The sequence below is a fragment of the Streptomyces sp. NPDC102467 genome (genome assembly GCF_044765445.1).
Classification (GTDB): Bacteria; Actinomycetota; Actinomycetes; order Streptomycetales; family Streptomycetaceae; genus Streptomyces.
Genome location: NZ_JBIWKA010000007.1, coordinates 336,380 through 357,611 on the forward strand (window position 1 = coordinate 336,380; position 21,232 = coordinate 357,611).

The window sequence follows — 21,232 nt, forward strand, 5'->3', positions numbered from 1 at the left end:
GTTCTGTTCCGCCGCGATGATCACGAACGGCGGCGTGGCCGGGCCGCGTGTTCCTCGGAGATGTGTGCCGTGAGCGCGATCGACGCGGTCGCCCGCTCGTAGGTCAGCTGCGCCACGCGCGCGTAGAGGCAGTCGAGGATCAGCAGTGCCGAGTGGCGGGCGCCGAAACTCCCGCGCCTGAAGCTGGTCTCCGCGGCCGTCCAGGTCAGGTGCACCGCGGCCGCCTGGGCCACGGGCGAGCGCGGGTCGCCGGTGACCGCGACCGTCGTGGCGCCGCGCTCCGCGGCGAGCCGCAGCGGGCCCAGGACCTCTCGGGTGCGGCCCGAGTGGGAGAGCGCCACGGCCGCGTCCGCCGGCGTCAGCAGAGCCGCCGAGGTCTCCGCGGCGTGCACCTCCGTCCAGCCGCGGGCCGGCATCCCGATGCCGAACAGACGCGCCTCCGTCTCGCGCGCCAGGATGCCCGAGCCGCCCACCCCGTAGACGTCGATGCGGCGGGCCCTGGCGAGTGCCTGGGCTGCCGCTTCGATGGCGGTGCGGTCCAGTTGGTCGCGGGTGCTGCGCAGCGCCTGGAGATCCGCGTGGGCGACGACGGAGATCAGGTGTTCCAGGTCGTCGTCCGGTCCGATGTCGGGACCCAGGGGGCGCTCTGGGTCGCCGCGGTCGTCCTCGCCCTGCTCCTTGGCGAGTTCGAGCAGCAGCCGCTGATAGGTCTCCAGGCCGAGCGCTTGGCAGAACCGGGTGACGGTGGCCTGGGAGGTGCCGGTACGGCGCCCCAGGTCGGCCGCCGAGGTCTCCGCGACCGCGGCGGGGTCGGCCAGTACGTAGACGCCGACCTTGCGCAACGAGCCGCTGAGGGTGGGCAGTTCGGAGCGGATCCGGGCTGTGATCATGAGTGTCTCCCGGCGCCGGTGGTGGTGGCTGGTCTTGTCGGTTGCTGAATCTATCAATCATCATGCGGTGTGCTCTCTGAATCCATCGATCAGTACGCCGCTCCGCTCGCCGTCGGTATCGACGCCGGAGGCACCCGGGTGCGGGCACGGTGCGTCGACGCGGGCGGCCGGGTCGTGGGCGTCGGGCACGGCGGTCCGGGCAACGCGCTGAGCGTCGAACGCCCCGCGCTGGTCCGGCACTTGGAGCAGGCGCTGACGGATGCCGTGCCCGGCGCGCTGCGCGGCGCGGTGGCCGGGGTCGTCGGCGGGTTCGCCGGGGCGGGGGAGGCCGGCGGCTCGGAGCGCGGACGCGGCGTCGCCGAGGAGTGTCTGGCCGAGGCGCTGGCCCGCCTGGGCGCCGACGGCGCGGCGCTGCGCGTGTACGGCGACGTGGAGGTGGCCTGCGCCTCGGGCCCCGGCGCCCCGGCCGACGGGCTCGTGCTGATCGCGGGGACCGGCGCGGCCGCGGCCCGGGTGGCCGGGCGGCGCACGGTGCGCGTCGTGGACGGGGACGGCTGGCTGCTCGGCGACACCGGCAGCGGCTTCTGGCTCGGGCGGCAGGCATTGCGCGGCGCGCTGCGGGCGGTGGACGGCCGGGCGGAGTGGGGGCCGCTGGTGACGCTCGTGCTGGACCGGGTGGTGCCGGGGCGCGCCGACCCCGCGCTCGACTGGGGCGGGCGGCATCGGCTCAAGCAGGTGATCGCGGTCTGGGCGTACGCGCAACGCCCGGTGGTCCTGGCCGAGTTGAGTCCGCTGGTGGTGACGGCGGCGGAGCGCGGGGACAGGTGGGCGCGCTCCCTGCTCACCGAGGCGGCCGACCAACTGGCCGACACCGTCCAGGCGTTGGACCCCGCCCCCGGCGAGTCGCTGGTCGTCACGGGCGGGCTCCTCGGCCCCGGAGGTCCGTTGGGGGAGCGGCTGCGCGTGGCTGTGGAGCCGATGGGTCTGCGGTGCACGTCCGTGCCGGACGGCGTCGGTGGCGCGGTGGAGCTGGCCCGACTGTTGATCGCCGAAACGTCGGGGAGGTCTTGACGGTGCCATCGGCTTGGTTCAATCTCTCAGCGAGCAGTACATAAATTGAATCAATGAACCGAAGGTGGTCAAGGTCATGACCGAACAGCGGCTCGGCGCGGACGAGTTGGCGGACCAGGTGCGCGAGCACGTCGAGCGCGCCGTCACGACGAACAAGGAGGGCGTCGCCGCGGCGGCCGGGCTCATCGCGGACCGCGTCGCCGCCGACGGCGTGGTGCACGCCTTCGGCACCGGCCACTCGCAGGCCACCGCGCTGGAGATCTCGGGACGCGCGGGCGGCCTCATCCCCACCACCCACGTCGCGCTGCACGACCTCGTGCTGCGCGGCGGCGAGGACCGCTCGGTGCTCGCCGACCCCCTGCTGGAGCGGCGCCCCGGCCTCGCCGCCCGCCTGTACGAACTGAGCACCCCGCGCCCGCAGGACCTGTTCGTGATCATCTCGAACTCGGGCGTCAACAACTCCATCGTCGACATGGCCCTGCTGGTCAAGGAGAAGGGCCACCCACTGATCGCCCTCACCTCCCTGGAGCACACGCGCTCCGTCCCGGCCCTGCACGCGAGCGGCAGCCGCCTCGCCGACCTCGCCGATGTCGTCCTGGACAACTGCGCGCCCACCGGTGACGCGATCCTGCCGCTGCCCGACGGAGGCAGGCTCTGCGGCGTCTCCACCATCACCTCGGCGCTGCTCGTGCAGATGGTCGTGGCAGAGGCCGTGGCCCGGCTGGTCGCCGAGGGCCATGAACCCCCGGTCTACGTCTCCGCCAACCTGCCCGGCGGCTTCGAGCGCAACGGCCGCCTGGAGGACCACTACGCGGGACGCCTGCACCGCGGCGGCCACTGAGAGCCTGTCTTTGAGGCCTGACCGCCCGCACGGCCGCGCACGCTTCGGACAGACCGCTCATACCGGCCGCTGATCGATTAGGTTGGTCGGAGCAGCGGGGCAAGGCACGTACGCACGTACGAGAGGCAGCTGAAGTCCGAGATGAACGCGTTCGAAGCAGGCGCAGAGGGCCGCGCGCGGCTCACCCAGACGGCCGAGTGGCAGGCGCTGGCCAAGCACCGGGAGCAACTGGGCGACGTGCAGCTGCGCGAGCTGTTCGCCGCGGACCCGGCGCGCGGCTCGGGCCTGGTGCTCGACGTCGGCGATCTGCACATCGACTACTCCAAGCACCTGGTCACGGACGAGACGCTGCGTCTGCTGCGCGAGCTGGCCGCCGCGACCGACGTCTTCGGTCTGCGGGACGCCATGTTCCGTGGCGAGAAGATCAACACGACCGAGGACCGGGCCGTGCTGCACACGGCGCTGCGTGCCCCGCGCGACGCGGTGATCGAGGTCGACGGCGAGAATGTGGTGCCGGGTGTGCACGCGGTGCTCGACAAGATGGCCGCGTTCGCCGACCGGGTCCGTTCCGGCGAGTGGACGGGCCACACCGGCAAGCGCATCAAGAACGTCGTCAACATCGGCATCGGCGGCTCCGACCTCGGCCCCGCGATGGCGTACGAGGTGCTGCGTTCCTTCACCGACCGCGACCTCACGGTCCGCTTCGTCTCGAACGTCGACGGGGCCGACCTGCACGAAGCCGTACGGGACCTCGACCCGGCCGAGACGCTGTTCGTGATCGCCTCGAAGACCTTCACCACGATCGAGACGATCACCAACGCGACGTCCGCGCGCGACTGGCTGCTGACCGGGCTGAGGGCAGGTCACGAAGCCGTCGCCAAGCACTTCGTGGCGCTGTCGACCAACACCGAGAAGGTGTCGGACTTCGGCATCGACACGGCCAACATGTTCGAGTTCTGGGACTGGGTCGGCGGACGTTACTCGTATGACTCCGCCATCGGCCTCTCCCTGATGATCGCGATCGGGCCCGACGCCTTCCGCGAGATGCTCGACGGCTTCCACCTCGTCGACGAGCACTTCCGCACCGCGCCCGCCGAGTCGAACGTGCCGCTCCTGATGGGTCTGTTGGGCATCTGGTACGGCAACTTCCACGACGCCCAGTCGCACGCCGTGCTGCCGTACAGCCACTACTTGTCGAAGTTCACCGCCTACTTGCAGCAGCTCGACATGGAGTCGAACGGCAAGTATGTGCAACGAAACGGCGAGGAGGTCGGCTGGCAGACCGGCCCGGTGGTCTGGGGCACCCCCGGCACGAACGGTCAGCACGCCTACTACCAACTCATTCACCAGGGTACGAAGCTGATCCCGGCGGACTTCATCGGCTTCGCCGAACCCGTCGCGGACCTGGAGCCGGGCCTCGTCCCCCAGCACGACCTGCTGATGGCCAACTTCTTCGCGCAGACCCAGGCGCTGGCGTTCGGCAAGACACCGGACGAGGTGCGCGCGGAGGGCGTGCCCGAGGAACTGGTGCCGCACAAGACGTTCAAGGGCAACCACCCCACGACGACGATCCTCACGAAGTCCCTGACGCCGTCCGTGCTCGGCCAGTTGGTCGCCCTCTACGAGCACAAGGTGTTCGTGCAGGGTGCCGTCTGGAACATCGACTCCTTCGACCAGTGGGGCGTCGAGCTGGGCAAGGTCCTCGCCAAGCGCGTCGAACCGGCCCTGACGGAGGGCGTGGAGGTGCCGGGACTCGACGAATCGACCAAGGCGCTCGTCGCCAAGTACCGCGCGCTGCGCGGACGCTCGGGTTAGGGCAAGGTCCTTAATCGGATGCGGGGGCGCCGCCCGGCGGGTGAGACTGCCCGTCCGTGACCCAGCCGGGAGGCACCTCTGTGGATCAGCTCATGTCGGCCCTCGCAGACCCCGAACGACTCAGGCTTTACGCGCGCATAGTGCTCGACGAGCTGCCACCGCGCGAGGCCGACTCCCCAGCGGCGCGCAAGCACCTGGGCAGACTCATCTCCGCCGGACTCGTCGAGCGGCTCGACGACGGGTCGCTGCGCGCCGGGCCCGAGGTGTTCCGCCGCGCCCGGACGCCCGAGCCCAGCACGGGAGTTCCGCGCCACCTCACCGGCTTCTTCGCCCGCGGCCGGCTGACCGCGATCCCGGTCCGGCCCACCGTGCGCCATGAACTCCTCGTCCATCTCACGGACACCCTCTTCGACGCCGACCGCACGTACAGCGAGCGGGAGATCAACGCGGCGCTGCGCACCGTCCACGACGACACCGCCGCCCTGCGCCGCTACTGCGTCATCGACGGCCTGCTCGTACGGGAGAAGGACGGATCCGACTACCGGGTCCCGCAGCATGCGTAAGGCCCCGCATCCTAAGGATGCGGGGCCTTACGCATGCTGCTCACGTACAGGGCTTTACGTAGGGACGTAGGGCGCCGTTACGCGACAGCCGGCGGGTACAGCTCCGGCGGCAACTGCGACGCCGCGGCCGTGTCCAGCAGCCACAGAGTGCGCGAGCGGCCGTACGCGCCCGCCGCGGGCGCCTGGATCTCGCCCGCGCCGGACAGGGCGATCGCGGCCGCCTTCGCCTTGTCCTCGCCCGCGGCGAGCAGCCATACCTCGCGCGCGGCCCGGATCGCCGGGAGCGTGAGCGTGATGCGGGTGGGCGGCGGCTTGGGGGCGCCCCGCACACCGACCACGGTGCGCTCCGTCTCGCGGACCGCGGGCAGCTCGGGGAAGAGCGACGCGACGTGCGTGTCCGGACCGACGCCGAGCATCAGGACGTCGAAGGTCGGCACGGGGCCGTGGTCCTCCGGCCCCGCGGCCGTGGCGAGTTCGGCCGCGTACACCTCGGCCGCGGCGTCCGGCTCGTAGGGGCCGTCCGACGCGGGCATGGGGTGCACGCGGTCGGGGTTGAGCGGCACCGAGTCGAGCAGTGCCTCCTTGGCCTGTGTGTAGTTGCGCTCGGGGTCGCCGTCCGGCAGGAACCGCTCGTCGCCCCACCACAGGTCGAGGCGGCTCCAGTCGATCGCGTCCCGGGCGGGCGCCGCCGCGAGCGCGGCCAGCAGGCCGTTCCCGTTGCGGCCGCCGGTGAGGACGACGGAGGCGTAACCGCGGGCGGCCTGGGCGTCGACGATCTTGGTGATCAGCCGGGCCGCGGCGGCCTGCGCCATCAGCTCCTTGTCGCGATGGACGACGAGTTGCGGTGCCGTGCTCACTTCGCCGCCGCCTTCTTGGCCGGAGCCTTCTTCGCAGGCGCCTTCTTGGCAGGCGCCTTCTTGGCCGTGGCCTGCTTCGCCGCCGGGGAAGCCTTCGCTGCCGGTGCGGAAGCCGGTTTCGCCGGTGCCTCGGAAGGCTCCGTCAACTGCTCGGCGGGCTCGTGCAGCCGGTCCACGCCGAACCGCAGCGAGGCCGCATACGTGTCGTCCGGGTCGAGGCGCCGCAGCTCCTCGGCGATCAGCTCGGACGTCTCACGACGCTTGAGCGCGACCGCACGGTCCGGCTGGCCCTCGATGGAGAGCGTGGCCAGGATGCCGTCGGCCCGGTCGAGGACGATCGGGCCGCAGGTGGAGTCCAGGCGGACACCGGTCAGGCCGGGACCCGGCGAGAGCGAGCGCCGCACGGGCACGTCGAGCCGGTCCGCGAGCCACATCGCCAGCAGCTCGCAGCTCGGGTTGAACTCCTCGCCCTCGACCTCGGCCGACGTGACGGCGCACGTCACCTGGTCGAGGGCGGCGGCCAGCATGGAGCGCCACGGCGTGATCCGGGTCCAGGACAGGTCCGTGTCGCCGGGCGAGTAGGACGCCGCGCGGGCCTCCAGCTCGTGGATCGGCTGCTCGGCCGCGTACGTGTCCGTGACGCGGCGCTGGGCGAGTGCGCCCAGCGGGTCCTGCGCGGGGTCCAGCGGGGCGTCCACGGGCCACCACACGACCGTCGGGGCGTCCGGGAGCAGCAGCGGCAGGACGACCGACTGGGCGTGGTTGATGACCTCGCCGTAGAGGCGGAGCACGACCGTCTCGCCGGTGCCCGCCTCGACGCCGACCCGCACCTCGGCGTCGAGCCGCGACTTCGTGCGGTCACGCGGGGAGCGGGCGGCGCGCTTGATGACGACGAGCGTGCGCGAGGGGTGTTCGCGCGACGCGTCGTTGGCCGCCTTCAAGGCGTCGTAGGCGTTCTCCTCGTCGGTGACGATGACGAGGGTCAGCACCATGCCGACGGCAGGGGTGCCGACAGCGCGGCGGCCCTTCACCAGTGCCTTGTTGATCTTGCTGGAGGTGGTGTCCGTAAGGTCGATCTTCATGGCCGGCGCCAGCTCCGTCCGTCTCGTGCGAGCATTTCGTCCGCCTCGGCGGGCCCCCACGTGCCGGACGGGTACTGCGCGGGCTTGCCGTGCTTGTCCCAGTAGTTCTCGATCGGGTCGAGGATCTTCCAGGACAGCTCGACCTCCTCCGTGCGCGGGAAGAGGTTGGAGTCGCCGAGCAGCACGTCCAGGATCAGCCGCTCGTACGCCTCCGGGCTCGACTCGGTGAAGGACTCGCCGTAGGCGAAGTCCATCGAGACGTCCCGGATCTCCATCGACGTGCCCGGCACCTTCGAGCCGAAGCGGACCGTGATGCCCTCGTCCGGCTGGACGCGGATCACGATCGCGTTCTGGCCCAGCTCCTCCGTCGCCGTGTGGTCGAAGGGGGAGTGCGGGGCGCGCTGGAAGACGACGGCGATCTCGGTGACGCGACGGCCGAGTCGCTTGCCGGTCCGCAGGTAGAAGGGCACCCCCGCCCAACGGCGGTTGTCCACCTCCAGCTTGACGGCCGCGTACGTGTCGGTCTTCGACTTCGGGTCGATGCCGTCTTCCTGGAGGTACCCCACGGCCTTCTCGCCGCCCTGCCACCCGGCCGCGTACTGGCCGCGCACCGTGTCCTTGCCGAGGTCCTTCGGCAGCCTGATGGCGCCGAGCACCTTGGCCTTCTCGGCGACGAGCGCGTCCGCGTCGAAGGAGGCGGGCTCCTCCATCGCGGTCAGCGCCATCAACTGAAGGAGGTGGTTCTGGATGACGTCGCGGGCTGCGCCGATGCCGTCGTAGTAGCCGGCGCGGCCGCCGATGCCGATGTCCTCGGCCATCGTGATCTGGATGTGGTCGACGTACGACCGGTTCCAGATCGGCTCGAACATCTGGTTGGCGAAACGGAGCGCCAGAATGTTCTGGACGGTCTCCTTGCCGAGGTAGTGGTCGATCCGGAACACCTGGTCCGGGTCGAACACCTCGTGCACGATCGCGTTCAGGTCCTTGGCCGACGCGAGGTCGTGACCGAAGGGCTTCTCGATGACGGCACGCCGCCACGAGCCCTCGGGCGCGTCCGCCAGGCCGTGCTCCTTCAGCTGCTTCACGACCAAGGGGAAGAACTTCGGGGGTACGGAGAGGTAGAACGCGAAGTTCCCGCCCGTGCCCTGCGACTTGTCCAGGTCCTGGATCGTCGCCTTCAAGGTCTCGAAGGCGTCGTCGTCGTCGAAGTTGCCCTGGACGAAGCGCATCCCCTGGATGAGCTGCTGCCAGACCTCTTCACGGAACGGCGTCCGGGAGTGCTGCTTGACCGCGTCGTGCACGACCTGGGCGAAGTCCTCGTCCTCCCAGTCGCGGCGGGCGAACCCGATCAGTGAGAAGCCCGGGGGGAGCAGGCCCCGGTTGGCAAGGTCGTACACAGCAGGCATGAGCTTTTTACGTGACAAATCGCCCGTGACGCCGAAGATCACCAGACCCGACGGCCCCGCGATGCGCGGGAGCCGTCGGTCTGCGGCGTCACGGAGCGGGTTGGCTCCGTGTGCGGTCAAGGTTTCAGCCCTCCGAAGGGGCGAGGCGCTTGAGCTCCGCCTCGGTCGACTTGAGCAGGTCGGTCCAGGACTTCTCGAACTTGTCGACGCCCTCGTCCTCCAGGAGCTGCACGACCTCGTCGTAGGAGATGCCGAGCTTCTCGACGGCCTCGATCTCCCTGCGGGCCTGGTCGTACGTGCCCGCGATCGTGTTGCCGGTGATCTGGCCGTGGTCGGCCGTCGCCTCCAAGGTGGCCTCCGGCATGGTGTTCACCGTGCCAGGGGCGACCAGTTCGTCGACGTACAGGGTGTCCTTGTACGCCTTGTCCTTGACGCCGGTCGAGGCCCACAGCGGACGCTGCTTGTTGGCCTGCGCCTTGTCGAGCGGGGCCCAGCGGTCGCTGCTGAACACCTCTTCGAACGCCTCGTACGCGAGCCGGGCGTTGGCCAGGCCGGCCTTGCCGCGCGCCGCCTTGGCCTCGTCCGTGCCGAGGGCGTCGATCCGCTTGTCGATCTCGGTGTCCACGCGGGACACGAAGAAGGACGCGACGGAGTGGATCTTGGACAGGTCCAGGCCCGCGGCCTTGGCCTTCTCCAGACCGGCGAGGTAGGCGTCCATGACCTCGCGGTAGCGCTCGAGCGAGAAGATCAGCGTGACGTTGACGCTGATGCCCCGGCCGATGACCTCGGTGATCGCGGGCAGGCCCGCCTTGGTCGCCGGGATCTTGATGAGCGTGTTCGGCCGGTCCACCAGCCACGCCAGCTGCTTGGCCTCGGCGACCGTGGAGTGCGTGTTGTGGGCGAGCCGCGGGTCGACCTCGATCGACACCCGGCCGTCCTGGCCCCCGGTCGCGTCGAAGACCGGGCGCAGGATGTCGGCGGCGTCGCGGACGTCCGCTGTCGTGATCATGCGGATGGCTTCTTCGACGGTGACCTTGCGGGCGCCGAGGTCGGCGAGCTGCTGGTCGTAGCCGTCACCCTCCGAGATCGCCTTCTGGAAGATCGACGGGTTGGTGGTGACGCCCACGACGTGCTGCTGGTCGATCAGTTCGGCGAGGTTGCCGGACGTGATCCGCTTGCGCGACAGGTCGTCCAGCCAGATCGCGACGCCCTCCTCGGAGAGGCGCTTCAGTGCGTCTGTCATGGAAAATGCATCTCCTACAGGTCGTGTACGGGCGTCAGCGCTGAACCGCGGCGAGGGATTCCCGGGCCTTGGCGACCACGTTCTCGGCGGTGAAACCGAACTCCTTGAAGAGCACCTTGGCGTCCGCGGAAGCACCGTAGTGCTCCAGCGACACGATGCGACCGGCGTCCCCGACGTACTTGTGCCAGGTCAGACCGATCCCGGCCTCGACAGCGACCCGCGCCTTGACGGCAGGCGGCAGGACGCTCTCCCGGTACCCCTGGTCCTGCTCCTCGAACCATTCGACACACGGCATCGACACGACACGCGTGGCGACGCCCTCGGTCTCCAGCGTCTCGCGCGCCTCGACGGCGAGCTGCACCTCGGAGCCGGTGGCGATCAGGATGAGGTCCGGGGTCTCCTTGGAGGCCTCGACGAGCACGTAGCCGCCCTTGACGGTGTCCTCGTTGGCCTCGTAGGTCGGCACACCCTGACGCGTCAGGGCCAGACCGTGCGGCGCGCTCTTGCCGTACTCCTTCTTGCCGCGGCGCAGGACCTCGCGCCAGGCGATGACCGTCTCGTTGGCGTCCGCGGGACGGACGACGTTGAGTCCCGGAATGGCGCGCAGCGAGGCCAGGTGCTCGACCGGCTGGTGCGTCGGGCCGTCCTCGCCGAGACCGATGGAGTCGTGCGTCCACACGTACGTCACCGGCAGGTGCATCAGGGCCGACAGGCGCACGGCGTTGCGCATGTAGTCGGAGAACGTCAGGAACGTGCCTCCGTAGATGCGCGTGTGACCGTGCAGCGCGATGCCGTTCATCTCCGCGGCCATGGAGTGCTCACGGATGCCGAAGTGGATCGTGCGGCCGTACGGGTCGGCCTCCGGCAGCGTGTTGCCCACGGGGAGGAACGACGACGTCTTGTCGATCGTCGTGTTGTTCGACCCCGCGAGGTCGGCGGAGCCGCCCCACAGCTCGGGGATGACCGGGCCGAGCGCCTGGAGGACCTTGCCGGACGCGGCACGGGTCGCGACGCCCTTGCCCACCTCGAACGCCGGGAGCTTCTCCTCCCAGCCGGCCGGCAGCTCGCCCGCGTTGATGCGGTCGAACTCGGCTGCGCGCTCCGGGTTGGCCGAGCGCCACTCCTGGAACGACTTGTCCCACTCGGCCTTGGCCTGGGCGCCGCGGTCGAGGGCCTTGCGGGTGTGCTCGATGACCTCGTCGGAGACCTCGAAGGTCTTCTCGGGGTCGAAGCCCAGCACGCGCTTGGTGGCGGCCACCTCGTCGTCGCCGAGCGCCGAGCCGTGCGCGGCCTCGGTGTTCTGCGCGTTCGGGGCGGGCCAGGCGATGATCGAGCGCATGGCGATGAAGGACGGCTTGTCCGTGACCTTCTTGGCCGCCTCGATGGCGTTGTAGATCGCCTCGTGGTCGAGGTCGCCGTCCGGCTTCGCGGCGACACGCTGGACGTGCCAGCCGTACGCCTCGTAGCGCTTGCAGGTGTCCTCGGAGACCGCGGTCTCGGTGTCGCCCTCGATCGAGATGTGGTTGTCGTCCCACAGCAGGACCAGGTTGCCGAGCTTCTGGTGGCCCGCGAGCGAGGACGCCTCGGAGGAGATGCCCTCCTGGAGGCAGCCGTCGCCGGCGATCGCGTAGATGAAGTGGTCGAACGGGGAGGTGCCCGCGGCGGCCTCCGGGTCGAACAGACCACGCTCGTAGCGGGCGGCCATGGCCATGCCCACCGCGTTGGCGACACCCTGGCCCAGCGGGCCCGTCGTCGTCTCGACGCCGGTGGTGTGGCCGTACTCCGGGTGGCCGGGGGTCTTGGAGCCCCACGTCCGGAACGACTTCAGGTCGTCCAGCTGCAGGCCGAACCCGGCCAGGTAGAGCTGGATGTAGAGGGTCAGGGACGAGTGGCCCGCGGACAGGACGAACCGGTCCCGGCCGACCCAGTCGGCGTCCGCCGGGTCGTGTCGCATCACCTTCTGAAAGAGGGTGTACGCGGCCGGGGCCAGGCTCATCGCCGTACCGGGATGGCCGTTGCCGACCTTCTGTACGGCGTCGGCGGCCAGGACGCGAGCGGTGTCAACGGCCCGCTGGTCCACATCGGTCCACTCGAGGTCAGTGGTGGTCGGCTTGATGCTCACCCTGAGTCAGGGCTCCTCTCTACATGTCTATTACCGGTGATGTCGGTCTCACCGGCCGTTGTCGAGCCTACCCTTGCTGCAACAAGCATTCTTTCGAGTCATTCCAGACTGCCGGGACTCCGCTCGATCCGCCTCCTGACAAGGATCGACGCTGTTCCTCACGTGAATACGGAGCCGCTCATCCGGGGGCTCATCCGGGAGCGTGAAAGCTCATCTGGAGGAGGCCCTCAACACGACCCCACCCCCACGAAGGGCGAGGTATAGGCAACGTCTACAGTGGCGTGGTACGCGCGGGCCTTTACCGGTACTTCACATCCAAGTGGACTGCTTGGGGCTCGCTGGAGTCTTTGTCAGGGGTGTGCGTGACGGCCGTCGAATCCCGTCCACCGGGAGCGCTCGGGACGAGCAGCACGAGCAGCAGCCGGGGCCAGCGGCCGTTCGGGGCCCGCGTCAAGGCATTCGTGGCGCTGACCAAGCCACGGATCATCGAACTTCTGCTCATCACCACCGTTCCGGTGATGTTCCTCGCCGAGCAGGGCGTGCCGAACCTGAAGCTGGTGCTGATCACCTGCCTCGGCGGCTACCTCTCCGCGGGCGGCGCCAACGCGCTGAACATGTGGTACGACCGCGACATCGACGCCCTCATGGACCGCACGTCGCAGCGGCCGCTGGTCACCGGCATGGTGAGCCCGAAGGAGTGCCTGGTCTTCGGCATCTCCCTCGCGGTGATCTCCACGCTGCTGTTCGGCTTCGCGGTCAACTGGCTGTCGGCCTGGCTGTCGCTGGGCGCGCTGCTCTTCTATGTGGTCGTCTACACGATGATCCTGAAGCGGCGTACGTCGCAGAACATCGTGTGGGGCGGCATCGCCGGCTGCCTGCCGGTCCTGATCGGCTGGTCGTCGGTCACCGACTCCATGTCGTGGGCGCCGGTCATCCTGTTCCTGGTCATGTTCTTCTGGACGCCGCCGCACTACTGGCCGCTGTCCATGAAGGTGAAGGACGACTACGCGCGCGTGGGCGTTCCGATGCTTCCGGTCGTGGCCTCCAACAAGGTGGTCGCGCGGCAGATCGTCGTCTACAGCTGGCTGATGGTCGGGGTCTCCCTGCTCCTGACGCCGCTCGGCTACACCGGCTGGTTCTACACGGCGGTCGCGCTCCTGTCGGGCGGCTTCTGGCTGTGGGAGGCGCACGGGCTGCAGAACCGCGCCAAGGCCGAGATCACGGGCGGGAAGCTCAAGGAGATGCGGCTGTTCCACTGGTCCATCACGTATGTCTCGCTGCTCTTCGTAGCGGTGGCGGTGGACCCCTTCCTGCGCTGAGGCCCCCGCGGGCGTCTCCGATGGGTGGGGGGGGGGGGGGGGGGCCGCCGCCCCCCCCCCCCCCCGCGGGGGGGGGGGGGGGGGGGGCGGGGGGGGGGCCGTGGGTTTGTGGGGGGGGGGGGGGGGGCCCCCCCCCGGGGGGGCCCCCCGGGGGGGGGGGGGGGGTGGGGGGGGGGGGGGCCCCCCCCCCCCCCCCCCCACCCATCGCTTGTTTCGCTACTCGTCGGTAGCATCCTGTCCATGGCAGAGACTCAAGCGGTTGAGGCGCCCCGCGGGGCGGCGAAGGACGAGCGCCGGGCGGCCAGGCTGGCCAAGGAGATCGGCGCGTTCGCCAAGGCGCACGGCGGCGCCGAGGGGCAGTTGGCGTACATCGGCGAGCGCGGCACCCGCATCGTCCTCGTCGGCGAGGACGGCGGCTGGGGTGACCTGGTGGCCACCACGTACGAGGTCGCGCAGAAGGCCGTCGAGAAGGCCGGCATCACGATCCACGAGGACTTCGACGGCGACTTCGCCGCGAAGGTGGAGACCGGCCCGTACGAGTGGAAGCGCATGGCGGGCATCCAGCTCGGCGGCTGACAGCGGGCATTCGGTGGCCATGGGCGCAGGTGTACGAGCCGCGGTGGAGCAACACCCGGCGCCCGTTCACCCGTTAGGACAGTAGGAGCAGGTCCGTCAACGGGAGCCCCGGATGATCGAAACGCCGTCCCTGGTGGATCAGTACTGCCACGGGGTGCTGCGTACGGAACTGGGCCTCGGCACGTTCGAGGCCCACCTCGGCCGCGGCGAGGGGCCGCCCGCCGCCGGCACCACCTTCTTCGACACCCAGACCGGGTTCGCGGTACGCCGCTGGTGTCCGCCGCTCCTCGGCCTGGAACCCCACTGCGCGCCCGCCCGTTACCTGGCCAGGCGCCGTGAACTCGGGGTCATGGAAGCGGGCCGGCGGCTCCTGCGCGGCAGCGGCATCACCACGTACCTCGTGGACACGGGGCTGCCCGGTGACCTGACCGGGCCCGACGAGATGGCCCGGGCGGGAGAGGCGGACGCGCACGAGATCGTCCGCCTCGAACTCCTCGCCGAGCAGGTCGCCGACACATCCGGGACCGTCGAGTCCTTCCTCGCGAACCTCGCCGAATCGGTGCACGCCGCGGCCGCCGGCGCGGTCGCCTTCACCTCGGTCGCGGGCGTACGGCACGGACTCGCCCTCGCGCCGCAGCCGCCGGGTCCCGGAGAGGTGCGGGGCGCGGCAGGCCGTTGGCTCGCCGGGCGTACGGTGGGCGGGCCCCTGACGGATCCGGTGCTGCTGCGCCATCTGCTCTGGATCGCGGTGGCGTCGGGCCGACCGCTCCAACTGCACGCCGGGCTCGGCGAACCGGGGCTGCGGATCGACCGCACGGACCCGGTGCTGCTGACGGACTTCGCGCGGGCCACGGCCGGACTCGGCACCGACCTGATCCTGCTGCACGGCTACCCGTACCACCGGCACGCCGCTCATCTGGCCGGGATCTTCCCTCATGTCTACGCCGATCTGGGCCCGGCCCTCGCCCGCACCGGCGCCCGGGCCGCCGCGGTCCTCGCGGAGATCCTCGAACTGGCCCCGTTCGGCAAGCTGCTCTTCTCCAGCGGGGCCCGCGGCATCCCGGAACTGCACGTGGTCGGCGCCCGGTTGTTCCGCGACGCGCTGGGCCGGGTGCTCGGGGGCTGGGTCGCGGAAGGGGCGTGGTCCCTCGGGGACGCGCAGCGGGTGGCGTCGATGATCGCCGCGGGAACGGCCCAGCGGGTCTACGGGGTCGAGGTCAGGGTGTGAAGCAGGGCGGTCACGGCGAGGCGGGTCAGACGACGGTGGAGAGTTCCGGGTCCGCCTGAGCCGGGAGGCCCACCGCCGCGTGCGGGCGCTCACGCAGCGACAGGACGACGCGCAGGACGCCGATCCACACCAGCGCAGAGCCGAGCATGTGCAGGCCGACCAGGATCTCGGGCAGGTCCGTGAAGTACTGGACGTACCCGATGACGCCTTGGGCGAGCAGGATCAGGAACAGGTCGCGCGTGCGGTGCAGCGGGCCCTTGGGGGCGTCGACGGCCTTCAGGACGAACCAGAGGGCGAAGGTCAGCGTCACCACGATCCAGGCCAGGACCGCGTGTCCCTTGGCGACCGTCTCCCAGTCCAGCGGCATCCGGTGGACGTCGCTGGAGTCACCGGCATGCGGGCCCGCGCCGGTCACGACCGTGCCGACCGCGATGAGCAGAGCCGACGCCACGACCAGGAACCAGACGAGCTGCTTGATCGCCGCGCCGACCAGCGGGCGCGGCTCCGTGTCCCCCTCGCGGGTGCGCTGCCACATCAGCACGGCGATCGTGAGCAGGGCGGTGGTGAGGATGAAGTGGGCCGCGACCGTGTACGGGTTGAGGCCGACCAGGACGACGATGCCACCGAGCACCGCGTTGCCCATGACCACCCAGAACTGGGTCCAGCCGAGCCGGGTCAGCGAGCGCCGCCACGGCTTCTGGGAGCGGGCCGCGATGATCGCCCAGCCGACCGCGGCGCACAGGACGTACGTAAGCATGCGGTTGCCGAACTCGATGGCTCCGTGGAAGCCCATCTCGCTCGTCGCGGTCAGCGACTGGTCGGTGCACTTGGGCCAGGTCGGGCAGCCGAGGCCCGACCCGGTCAGACGCACCGCGCCGCCGGTCACGACGATGACCACCGTCATGACGACGGCGGAGAGGGCCGCTCGCTGGACGGTCCGCTGCGTGGGAGTCCAGCGCTCGGCGATGAAGGCGAGCGGATTACGGATCGCCTGGACGGCGTCGGCGCGGGTCACGTTGGGCACGGGCCCCATCGTAGGGGGCCGCTTGTGCACGCCTTCACGAGGGGGACGTAAGTGGGCCATCTGTGACGTCCGTTACGCGACCTCTCACTCCCAGCGGAAGAAGCGCCCCGCAGCGCCAAGCCCCACGACCGCCCAGACGGCGAGGATGCCCAGGTCGCCCCAGGGCATCGCGGCGCCGTGCTGGAGGACGTCGCGCAGGCCGTCGGAGAGCGCGGAGATGGGCAGCAGGCCGAGTACCGACTGGGCGGCGTCGGGGAACTTGTCGAGCGGCACGATGACGCCGCCGCCGACCAGAAGGAGCAGGAAGACCAGGTTGGCCGCGGCGAGCGTCGCCTCCGCCTTGAGCGTGCCGGCCATGAGCAGACCGAGACCGGAGAAGGCAGCGGTGCCGAGGACCAGGAGGAGGAACACGGCGAAGGGGTTGCCGTGCGGGGACCAGCCCAGGGCGAGCGCGATGGCGGTGAGGAGGATGACCTGAAGGATCTCGGTGACCAGGACCGAGAGGGTCTTGGCGGCCATCAGGGCCCAGCGGGGGAGCGGTGAGGCGCCGAGCCGCTTGAGGACGCCGTAGCGGCGCTCGAAGCCCGTCGCGATGGCCTGGCCGGTGAAGGCCGTCGACATCACGGCGAGCGCGAGGATGCCCGGCGTCAGGAAGTCGACCGCTTTCCCGGAGCCGGTGTCGACGATGTCGACCGCGGAGAACAGGACCAGCAGGAGGGTGGGGATGACGACCGTGAGAAGGAGCTGTTCGCCGTTGCGGAGCAGCATCTTCGTCTCGAGCGCGGCCTGCGTGGCGATCATGCGGGGCAGCGGTGCCGCTCCGGGGCGGGGGGCGTACGTACCGGCGCCCGTCCGCGCGGCGGTCGGATCGGTCGTGCTCATCCGCGCAGCTCCTTGCCGGTCAGTTCGAGGCTGTGTCTTCCCGGGGGCAACCCCCGGACCCCCGGCCGGTGAGGTCGGATCCGTGCTCATCCGCGCAGCTCCTTGCCGGTCAGTTCGAGGAAGACGTCTTCGAGGGTGTGCCGCTCGACGGAGATCTTGTCCGGCATCACCCCGTGCTGGGCGCACCAGGAGGTGACCGTCGCGAGGAGCTGGGGGTCGATCTTGCCGGACACGCGGTAGGAACCCGGGGTGAGTTCGGCGGCCGCGGAGTCGGTGGGCAGGGCCTTGAGCAGCGAGGCCACGTCGAGTCCCGGGCGGCCGGTGAAGCGCAGCGTGTTCTCGGCGCCGCCGCGGCACAGCTGCTCGGGGGAGCCCTGGGCGATGACCCGGCCGGCGTCGACGATCGCGACGCCGTCGGCGAGTTGCTCGGCCTCGTCCATGTAGTGCGTGGTGAGGATGACGGAGACGCCGTCGGCGCGCAGGTCCCCGACCAGTTCCCAGGTGGCGCGGCGGGCCTGCGGGTCGAGGCCCGCGGTCGGCTCGTCGAGGAAGACCAGTTCGGGCCGGCCGACCACGGCCATCGCGAGGGCGAGGCGCTGCTGCTGACCGCCGGACAGGCGCCGGTACGTGGTGCGGCCGCAACTGCCGAGCCCCAGGCGCTCGATGAGGGCGTCCACGTCGAGCGGGTGGGCGTGCAGCTTCGCGATGTGGCGCAGCATCTCGTCGGCGCGGGCGCCCGAGTAGACGCCGCCGGACTGCAGCATCACGCCGATCCGGGGGCGCAGCTCGGCGGCCTGTTTGACCGGGTCGAGGCCGAGGACACGGACGGTGCCGGAGTCCGGCCTGCGATAGCCCTCGCAGGTCTCGATCGTGGTGGTCTTGCCCGCACCGTTCGGGCCGAGGACGGCCGTGATGCCGGGGCCGGTCTCCAGGTCGAGGCCGTCGACCGCGGTCTTGTTTCCGTACCGCTTCACCAGACTCGTGATCCGGACGACGGGCTCGCTTCGCATGGTGAGCAAGTCTAGGGACGGACCGCGAGCCCCGGGCGGCCGGGTCGGCCGGGGTGACCGGGGTGACCGGGGTGACCGGGGTGACCGGGCTCAGCGCGGCCCTAAAGGCGCGGGCGGTGCACGGGTAGCCATTTCTCCGCGTACGCCACCGCGTCCGACAGCGGGAACAGGCGGGTCTGCGCGGCGCCGACCCGGCCGAGCACGACGGGGATGTCCCGTTCGAAGGCCGCGCCGAGCTCGTCGAAGCGGTCGGCGCTGATCGCCACCTCGGTGACGTGCTCCCAGCCGGCGGGGCCCGGCCGCCCCGCGTCCTCCATGCGGTGCGGGACGCGGTACTCGGCCAGATGGAAGCCGGTGCACGCGCCGTAGCCGGTGCCGAGCATCAGCACGCGCGCGCCCCGTTCCTCCAGACGGCCCAGCGGGCTGCGCTCGCCGAGCCGGCAGTCCGCGGCGTGGCCCTCGACGATCTCCGCGGCGCGCGGGCCCAGCGCGGCGAACGATGTCTGGGGATGCGCGCTGCGCAGGGCGCCGGGCCAGGTGCGTACGGCCTCGGGAATCACCCCTACGGAGCGGGTGGGCGTGGTCGGCGGGTCGTAGACGGGCATGGTCGCCCGGACCGTCTCCCACCACTCCTCCGGCACCGGAGGGTCGCTCCACATCGCGGGATCGGAGAGGTCCCCGGACTCCGCGGGCACCACCAATGTGCCGTTTTCGCCGAGCGCGTCGAGGAGGGCCTGGACGACGGCGACCTGCCCGCCGTTGACCCAGCCGAGGCTGCTGAGCGAGGAGTGCACGAGCAGGGTCTCGCCGGTCTTGACACCGAGTGCGCGAAGGTCCCACGCGAGCGAGGCGCGGGTGACGAGTGGGCCGGTCGGAAGGGGTGCGGGCATGGTCGGCAGTGTCCCGGCGGAGCTGTTCGGGCGCCACGTATTTACGGTCCGCGGTAAGGGCACCCTGATCGATCAGAGATCGTTTCCGCAGGTCACGCCGTATGCCTACTTAGGTTCACCTAAGTGATGTACGGCACCGGGGGTCGATCATCCGTCCGCTTGTCAGGGTCTGAGGAATTACGCAACAATGGCGTTGTGAAAAACGTCGGCGAGGCTCAGGAGGCACCCATGGGGGCCCCTCAGGAAGAGCTCGCGACAGGGCTGCGCTCGGACCGCTCGACGCGCAACCGGGTCGCGCGTTCCATCCTGGACCACGGCCCGTCCACGGTCGCCGATCTGGCGCAGCGCCTCGGCCTCACCCAGGCCGCGGTCCGCCGCCACCTCGACGCCCTCGTGGCCGATGACGTGGTCGTGGCGCGCGAGCAGCGGGTCTACGGAGCGCGTACGCGCGGCCGTCCCGCCAAGGTGTTCGCGCTGACCGACTGCGGCCGTGACGCCTTCGACCAGTCCTACGACAAGCTGGCCGCGGACGCGATCCGCTGGATCCAGAAGCAGCCTGGCGGGGACGAGGCGGTCGTCGCCTTCGCCCGCGCCCGGCTCGCCGCGCAGGCCGAGGCCTACCGCGCGGCGGTGGAGGGCGCACCGGCCGGCGGGCGGACCGAAGCCCTGGCCAAAGCGCTGAGCGCGGACGGGTACGCTGCTACGGCGCGCAGCGCGCCCATCCCGCAGCAGGGCGAGCAGCTCTGCCAGCACCACTGCCCGGTCGCCCACGTCGCCGAGCAGTTCCCGCAGCTGTGCGAGGCCGAGACGGAGATGTTCTCGCAGCTCCTCGGCACGCACGTGCAGCGGCTGGCCACGATCGCTCATGGCGACGGCGTCTGCACGACGTTCATCCCCAAGAGCGCGCCGAAGAACACCCCGAAGACCGTTACCAACGCATCTGCACGCACCGCCGGGAGGAACCCCGCATGACTCTCCCCATCGAGGAGACTGCCCACCCCGAGCTCGAGGGCCTGGGCAAGTACGAATACGGCTGGGCAGACTCTGACAAGGCCGGTGCCTCTGCCAAGCGCGGTATCAACGAGGACGTCGTCAAGGACATCTCCTCCAAGAAGTCCGAGCCGGAGTGGATGACCAAGCTCCGCCTCAAGGGCCTCAAGCTCTTCGGCAAGAAGCCCATGCCGAACTGGGGCTCGGACCTCTCCGGGATCGACTTCGACAACATCAAGTACTTCGTGCGCTCCACGGAGAAGCAGGCGGAGTCCTGGGAGGACCTGCCCGAGGACATCAAGAACACGTACGACAGGCTCGGCATCCCCGAGGCGGAGAAGCAGCGTCTCGTCGCCGGTGTCGCGGCCCAGTACGAGTCTGAGGTCGTCTACCACCAGATCCGCGAGGACCTGGAGGAGCAGGGCGTCATCTTCCTCGACACCGACACCGCTCTGAAGGAGCACCCGGAGCTCTTCAAGGAGTACTTCGGGACCGTCATCCCGGCCGGCGACAACAAGTTCGCCGCGCTGAACACCGCCGTGTGGTCGGGTGGCTCCTTCATCTACGTGCCGAAGGGTGTGCACGTCGAGATCCCGCTCCAGGCCTACTTCCGTATCAACACGGAGAACATGGGCCAGTTCGAGCGGACGCTGATCATCGTCGACGAGGACGCCTACGTCCACTACGTCGAGGGCTGCACCGCGCCGATCTACAAGAGCGACTCCCTGCACAGCGCGGTCGTCGAGATCATCGTCAAGAAGGGCGCCCGCTGCCGTTACACGACCATCCAGAACTGGTCGAACAACGTCTACAACCTGGTCACCAAGCGCGCCGTGGCGTACGAGGGCGCGACCATGGAGTGGATCGACGGCAACATCGGTTCCAAGGTCACCATGAAGTACCCGGCGGTCTACCTGATGGGCGAGCACGCCAAGGGCGAGACCCTGTCCATCGCCTTCGCGGGCGAGGGCCAGCACCAGGACGCCGGCTCCAAGATGGTCCACATGGCGCCGAACACGTCGTCCAACATCGTGTCGAAGTCCGTGGCACGTGGTGGCGGCCGTACGTCCTATCGCGGTCTCGTCGAGATCGGTGAGGGCGCCGCCGGATCGAAGTCGAACGTGCTGTGCGACGCGCTGCTCGTCGACACCATCTCCCGCTCCGACACGTACCCGTACGTCGACGTCCGCGAGGACGACGTCTCCATGGGCCACGAGGCGACCGTCTCCAAGGTCTCCGAGGACCAGCTCTTCTACCTGATGAGCCGCGGCCTGAGCGAGTTCGAGGCCATGGCGATGATCGTGCGCGGCTTCGTCGAGCCGATCGCCAAGGAGCTGCCCATGGAGTACGCGCTCGAGCTCAACCGGCTGATCGAGCTGCAGATGGAAGGCTCGGTGGGCTGAGCCCCTCCGCCCCCTCCATC

19 protein-coding genes are annotated in these 21,232 nt (G+C 70.3%); 9 read left to right on the top strand and 10 right to left on the bottom strand.

Going from position 1 to position 21,232, the window contains the following annotated elements; genetic code table 11:
* Positions 1 to 20: 20 nt before the first annotated feature.
* Positions 21 to 890, bottom strand: coding sequence for a MurR/RpiR family transcriptional regulator (locus tag ACIREE_RS16885; protein WP_404151922.1), 870 nt, complete (start codon positions 888 to 890; stop codon positions 21 to 23).
* A gap of 69 nt (positions 891 to 959) precedes the next feature.
* On the opposite strand from ACIREE_RS16885, the gene ACIREE_RS16890 reads away from it, so the two are divergent.
* The 4 genes from ACIREE_RS16890 to ACIREE_RS16905 all read left to right on the top strand — a co-directional run bounded on the left by ACIREE_RS16890 (position 960) and on the right by ACIREE_RS16905 (position 5,180).
* Positions 960 to 1,961 carry a BadF/BadG/BcrA/BcrD ATPase family protein gene (locus tag ACIREE_RS16890; protein ID WP_404151924.1) on the top strand — a complete coding sequence of 334 codons (1,002 nt, stop codon included), beginning with the start codon at positions 960 to 962 and terminating at the stop codon, positions 1,959 to 1,961.
* 76 nt (positions 1,962 to 2,037) lie between these two features.
* Positions 2,038 to 2,802: a sugar isomerase domain-containing protein gene (locus tag ACIREE_RS16895; RefSeq protein ID WP_404151926.1), complete on the top strand. Its 765-nt coding sequence runs from the start codon at positions 2,038 to 2,040 to the stop codon at positions 2,800 to 2,802.
* 141 nt (positions 2,803 to 2,943) lie between these two features.
* On the top strand, positions 2,944 to 4,617 hold the full coding sequence (pgi, locus tag ACIREE_RS16900; protein WP_404151929.1) for a glucose-6-phosphate isomerase: 1,674 nt from the start codon (positions 2,944 to 2,946) through the stop codon (positions 4,615 to 4,617).
* Positions 4,618 to 4,709: 92 nt separating this feature from the next.
* Entirely contained in the window at positions 4,710 to 5,180 is a 471-nt protein-coding gene (locus tag ACIREE_RS16905) for a DUF2087 domain-containing protein (protein ID WP_404151932.1), read from the top strand.
* A gap of 77 nt (positions 5,181 to 5,257) precedes the next feature.
* Here the strand turns inward: ACIREE_RS16905 and pgl are convergent, their stop codons facing one another.
* Genes pgl through tkt form a run of 5 tightly spaced genes read right to left on the bottom strand, consistent with a single transcriptional unit; the run spans position 5,258 to position 11,890 of the window.
* Entirely contained in the window at positions 5,258 to 6,037 is a 780-nt protein-coding gene (gene pgl, locus ACIREE_RS16910) for a 6-phosphogluconolactonase (protein WP_404151934.1), read from the bottom strand.
* Positions 6,034 to 7,119, bottom strand: coding sequence for a glucose-6-phosphate dehydrogenase assembly protein OpcA (gene opcA / locus ACIREE_RS16915; protein ID WP_404151937.1), 1,086 nt, complete (start codon positions 7,117 to 7,119; stop codon positions 6,034 to 6,036). Before opcA ends, pgl begins: the two co-directional genes overlap by 4 nt.
* Entirely contained in the window at positions 7,116 to 8,645 is a 1,530-nt protein-coding gene (gene zwf, locus ACIREE_RS16920) for a glucose-6-phosphate dehydrogenase (RefSeq protein WP_404151940.1), read from the bottom strand. The genes opcA and zwf overlap by 4 nt, the downstream gene beginning before the upstream one ends.
* Before the next feature lie 4 nt (positions 8,646 to 8,649).
* Complete coding sequence (tal, locus tag ACIREE_RS16925) at positions 8,650 to 9,768, bottom strand: transaldolase (protein WP_404151942.1); 1,119 nt, start codon at positions 9,766 to 9,768, stop codon at positions 8,650 to 8,652.
* A gap of 34 nt (positions 9,769 to 9,802) precedes the next feature.
* Positions 9,803 to 11,890, bottom strand: coding sequence for a transketolase (gene tkt / locus ACIREE_RS16930; RefSeq protein WP_404151944.1), 2,088 nt, complete (start codon positions 11,888 to 11,890; stop codon positions 9,803 to 9,805).
* A 461-nt stretch (positions 11,891 to 12,351) separates the two neighbouring features.
* Between tkt and ACIREE_RS16935 the strand changes: the two genes are divergently transcribed.
* From ACIREE_RS16935 to ACIREE_RS16945, 3 genes are all read left to right on the top strand, one after another.
* Positions 12,352 to 13,209: a heme o synthase gene (locus tag ACIREE_RS16935; RefSeq protein ID WP_404152327.1), complete on the top strand. Its 858-nt coding sequence runs from the start codon at positions 12,352 to 12,354 to the stop codon at positions 13,207 to 13,209.
* Between the two features lie 240 nt (positions 13,210 to 13,449).
* Complete coding sequence (locus tag ACIREE_RS16940; protein ID WP_404151947.1) at positions 13,450 to 13,785, top strand: hypothetical protein; 336 nt, start codon at positions 13,450 to 13,452, stop codon at positions 13,783 to 13,785.
* 112 nt (positions 13,786 to 13,897) lie between these two features.
* Complete coding sequence (locus ACIREE_RS16945; protein WP_404151950.1) at positions 13,898 to 15,013, top strand: amidohydrolase family protein; 1,116 nt, start codon at positions 13,898 to 13,900, stop codon at positions 15,011 to 15,013.
* Positions 15,014 to 15,038: 25 nt separating this feature from the next.
* Here the strand turns inward: ACIREE_RS16945 and ACIREE_RS16950 are convergent, their stop codons facing one another.
* From ACIREE_RS16950 to ACIREE_RS16965, 4 genes are all read right to left on the bottom strand, one after another.
* Positions 15,039 to 16,046 (bottom strand): heme A synthase, encoded by a 1,008-nt coding sequence (locus tag ACIREE_RS16950; RefSeq protein WP_404151953.1) that lies wholly within the window; start codon positions 16,044 to 16,046, stop codon positions 15,039 to 15,041.
* A 75-nt stretch (positions 16,047 to 16,121) separates the two neighbouring features.
* Entirely contained in the window at positions 16,122 to 16,919 is a 798-nt protein-coding gene (locus tag ACIREE_RS16955) for an ABC transporter permease (RefSeq protein ID WP_404151955.1), read from the bottom strand.
* An 86-nt stretch (positions 16,920 to 17,005) separates the two neighbouring features.
* Positions 17,006 to 17,929, bottom strand: coding sequence for an ABC transporter ATP-binding protein (locus tag ACIREE_RS16960; protein WP_404151957.1), 924 nt, complete (start codon positions 17,927 to 17,929; stop codon positions 17,006 to 17,008).
* Between the two features lie 101 nt (positions 17,930 to 18,030).
* Positions 18,031 to 18,819, bottom strand: coding sequence for an aminoglycoside N(3)-acetyltransferase (locus ACIREE_RS16965; protein ID WP_404151960.1), 789 nt, complete (start codon positions 18,817 to 18,819; stop codon positions 18,031 to 18,033).
* Between the two features lie 195 nt (positions 18,820 to 19,014).
* Here ACIREE_RS16965 and ACIREE_RS16970 point away from each other — a divergent pair, with 195 nt between their 5' ends.
* Positions 19,015 to 19,791, top strand: a complete 777-nt coding sequence (locus tag ACIREE_RS16970) for a helix-turn-helix transcriptional regulator (protein WP_404151963.1) — start codon at positions 19,015 to 19,017, stop codon at positions 19,789 to 19,791.
* Positions 19,788 to 21,212 carry a Fe-S cluster assembly protein SufB gene (sufB, locus tag ACIREE_RS16975; protein ID WP_404151966.1) on the top strand — a complete coding sequence of 475 codons (1,425 nt, stop codon included), beginning with the start codon at positions 19,788 to 19,790 and terminating at the stop codon, positions 21,210 to 21,212. The genes ACIREE_RS16970 and sufB overlap by 4 nt, the downstream gene beginning before the upstream one ends.
* The last annotated feature ends 20 nt before the right edge of the window (positions 21,213 to 21,232 follow it).

Excerpts from the sequence above, each read along its gene's own strand:
- opcA (WP_404151937.1), bottom strand. The coding sequence starts at position 7,119 with ATGAAGATCGACCTTACGGACACCACCTCCAGCAAGATCAACAAGGCA.
- ACIREE_RS16965 (WP_404151960.1), bottom strand. The coding sequence starts at position 18,819 with ATGCCCGCACCCCTTCCGACCGGCCCACTCGTCACCCGCGCCTCGCTC.
- pgi (WP_404151929.1), top strand. The coding sequence starts at position 2,944 with ATGAACGCGTTCGAAGCAGGCGCAGAGGGCCGCGCGCGGCTCACCCAG.
- ACIREE_RS16940 (WP_404151947.1), top strand. The coding sequence starts at position 13,450 with ATGGCAGAGACTCAAGCGGTTGAGGCGCCCCGCGGGGCGGCGAAGGAC.
- ACIREE_RS16895 (WP_404151926.1), top strand. The coding sequence starts at position 2,038 with ATGACCGAACAGCGGCTCGGCGCGGACGAGTTGGCGGACCAGGTGCGC.
- ACIREE_RS16905 (WP_404151932.1), top strand. The coding sequence starts at position 4,710 with ATGTCGGCCCTCGCAGACCCCGAACGACTCAGGCTTTACGCGCGCATA.
- ACIREE_RS16955 (WP_404151955.1), bottom strand. The coding sequence starts at position 16,919 with ATGAGCACGACCGATCCGACCGCCGCGCGGACGGGCGCCGGTACGTAC.
- tal (WP_404151942.1), bottom strand. The coding sequence starts at position 9,768 with ATGACAGACGCACTGAAGCGCCTCTCCGAGGAGGGCGTCGCGATCTGG.
- ACIREE_RS16960 (WP_404151957.1), bottom strand. The coding sequence starts at position 17,929 with ATGCGAAGCGAGCCCGTCGTCCGGATCACGAGTCTGGTGAAGCGGTAC.
- ACIREE_RS16945 (WP_404151950.1), top strand. The coding sequence starts at position 13,898 with ATGATCGAAACGCCGTCCCTGGTGGATCAGTACTGCCACGGGGTGCTG.
- ACIREE_RS16950 (WP_404151953.1), bottom strand. The coding sequence starts at position 16,046 with ATGGGGCCCGTGCCCAACGTGACCCGCGCCGACGCCGTCCAGGCGATC.
- ACIREE_RS16885 (WP_404151922.1), bottom strand. The coding sequence starts at position 890 with ATGATCACAGCCCGGATCCGCTCCGAACTGCCCACCCTCAGCGGCTCG.
- sufB (WP_404151966.1), top strand. The coding sequence starts at position 19,788 with ATGACTCTCCCCATCGAGGAGACTGCCCACCCCGAGCTCGAGGGCCTG.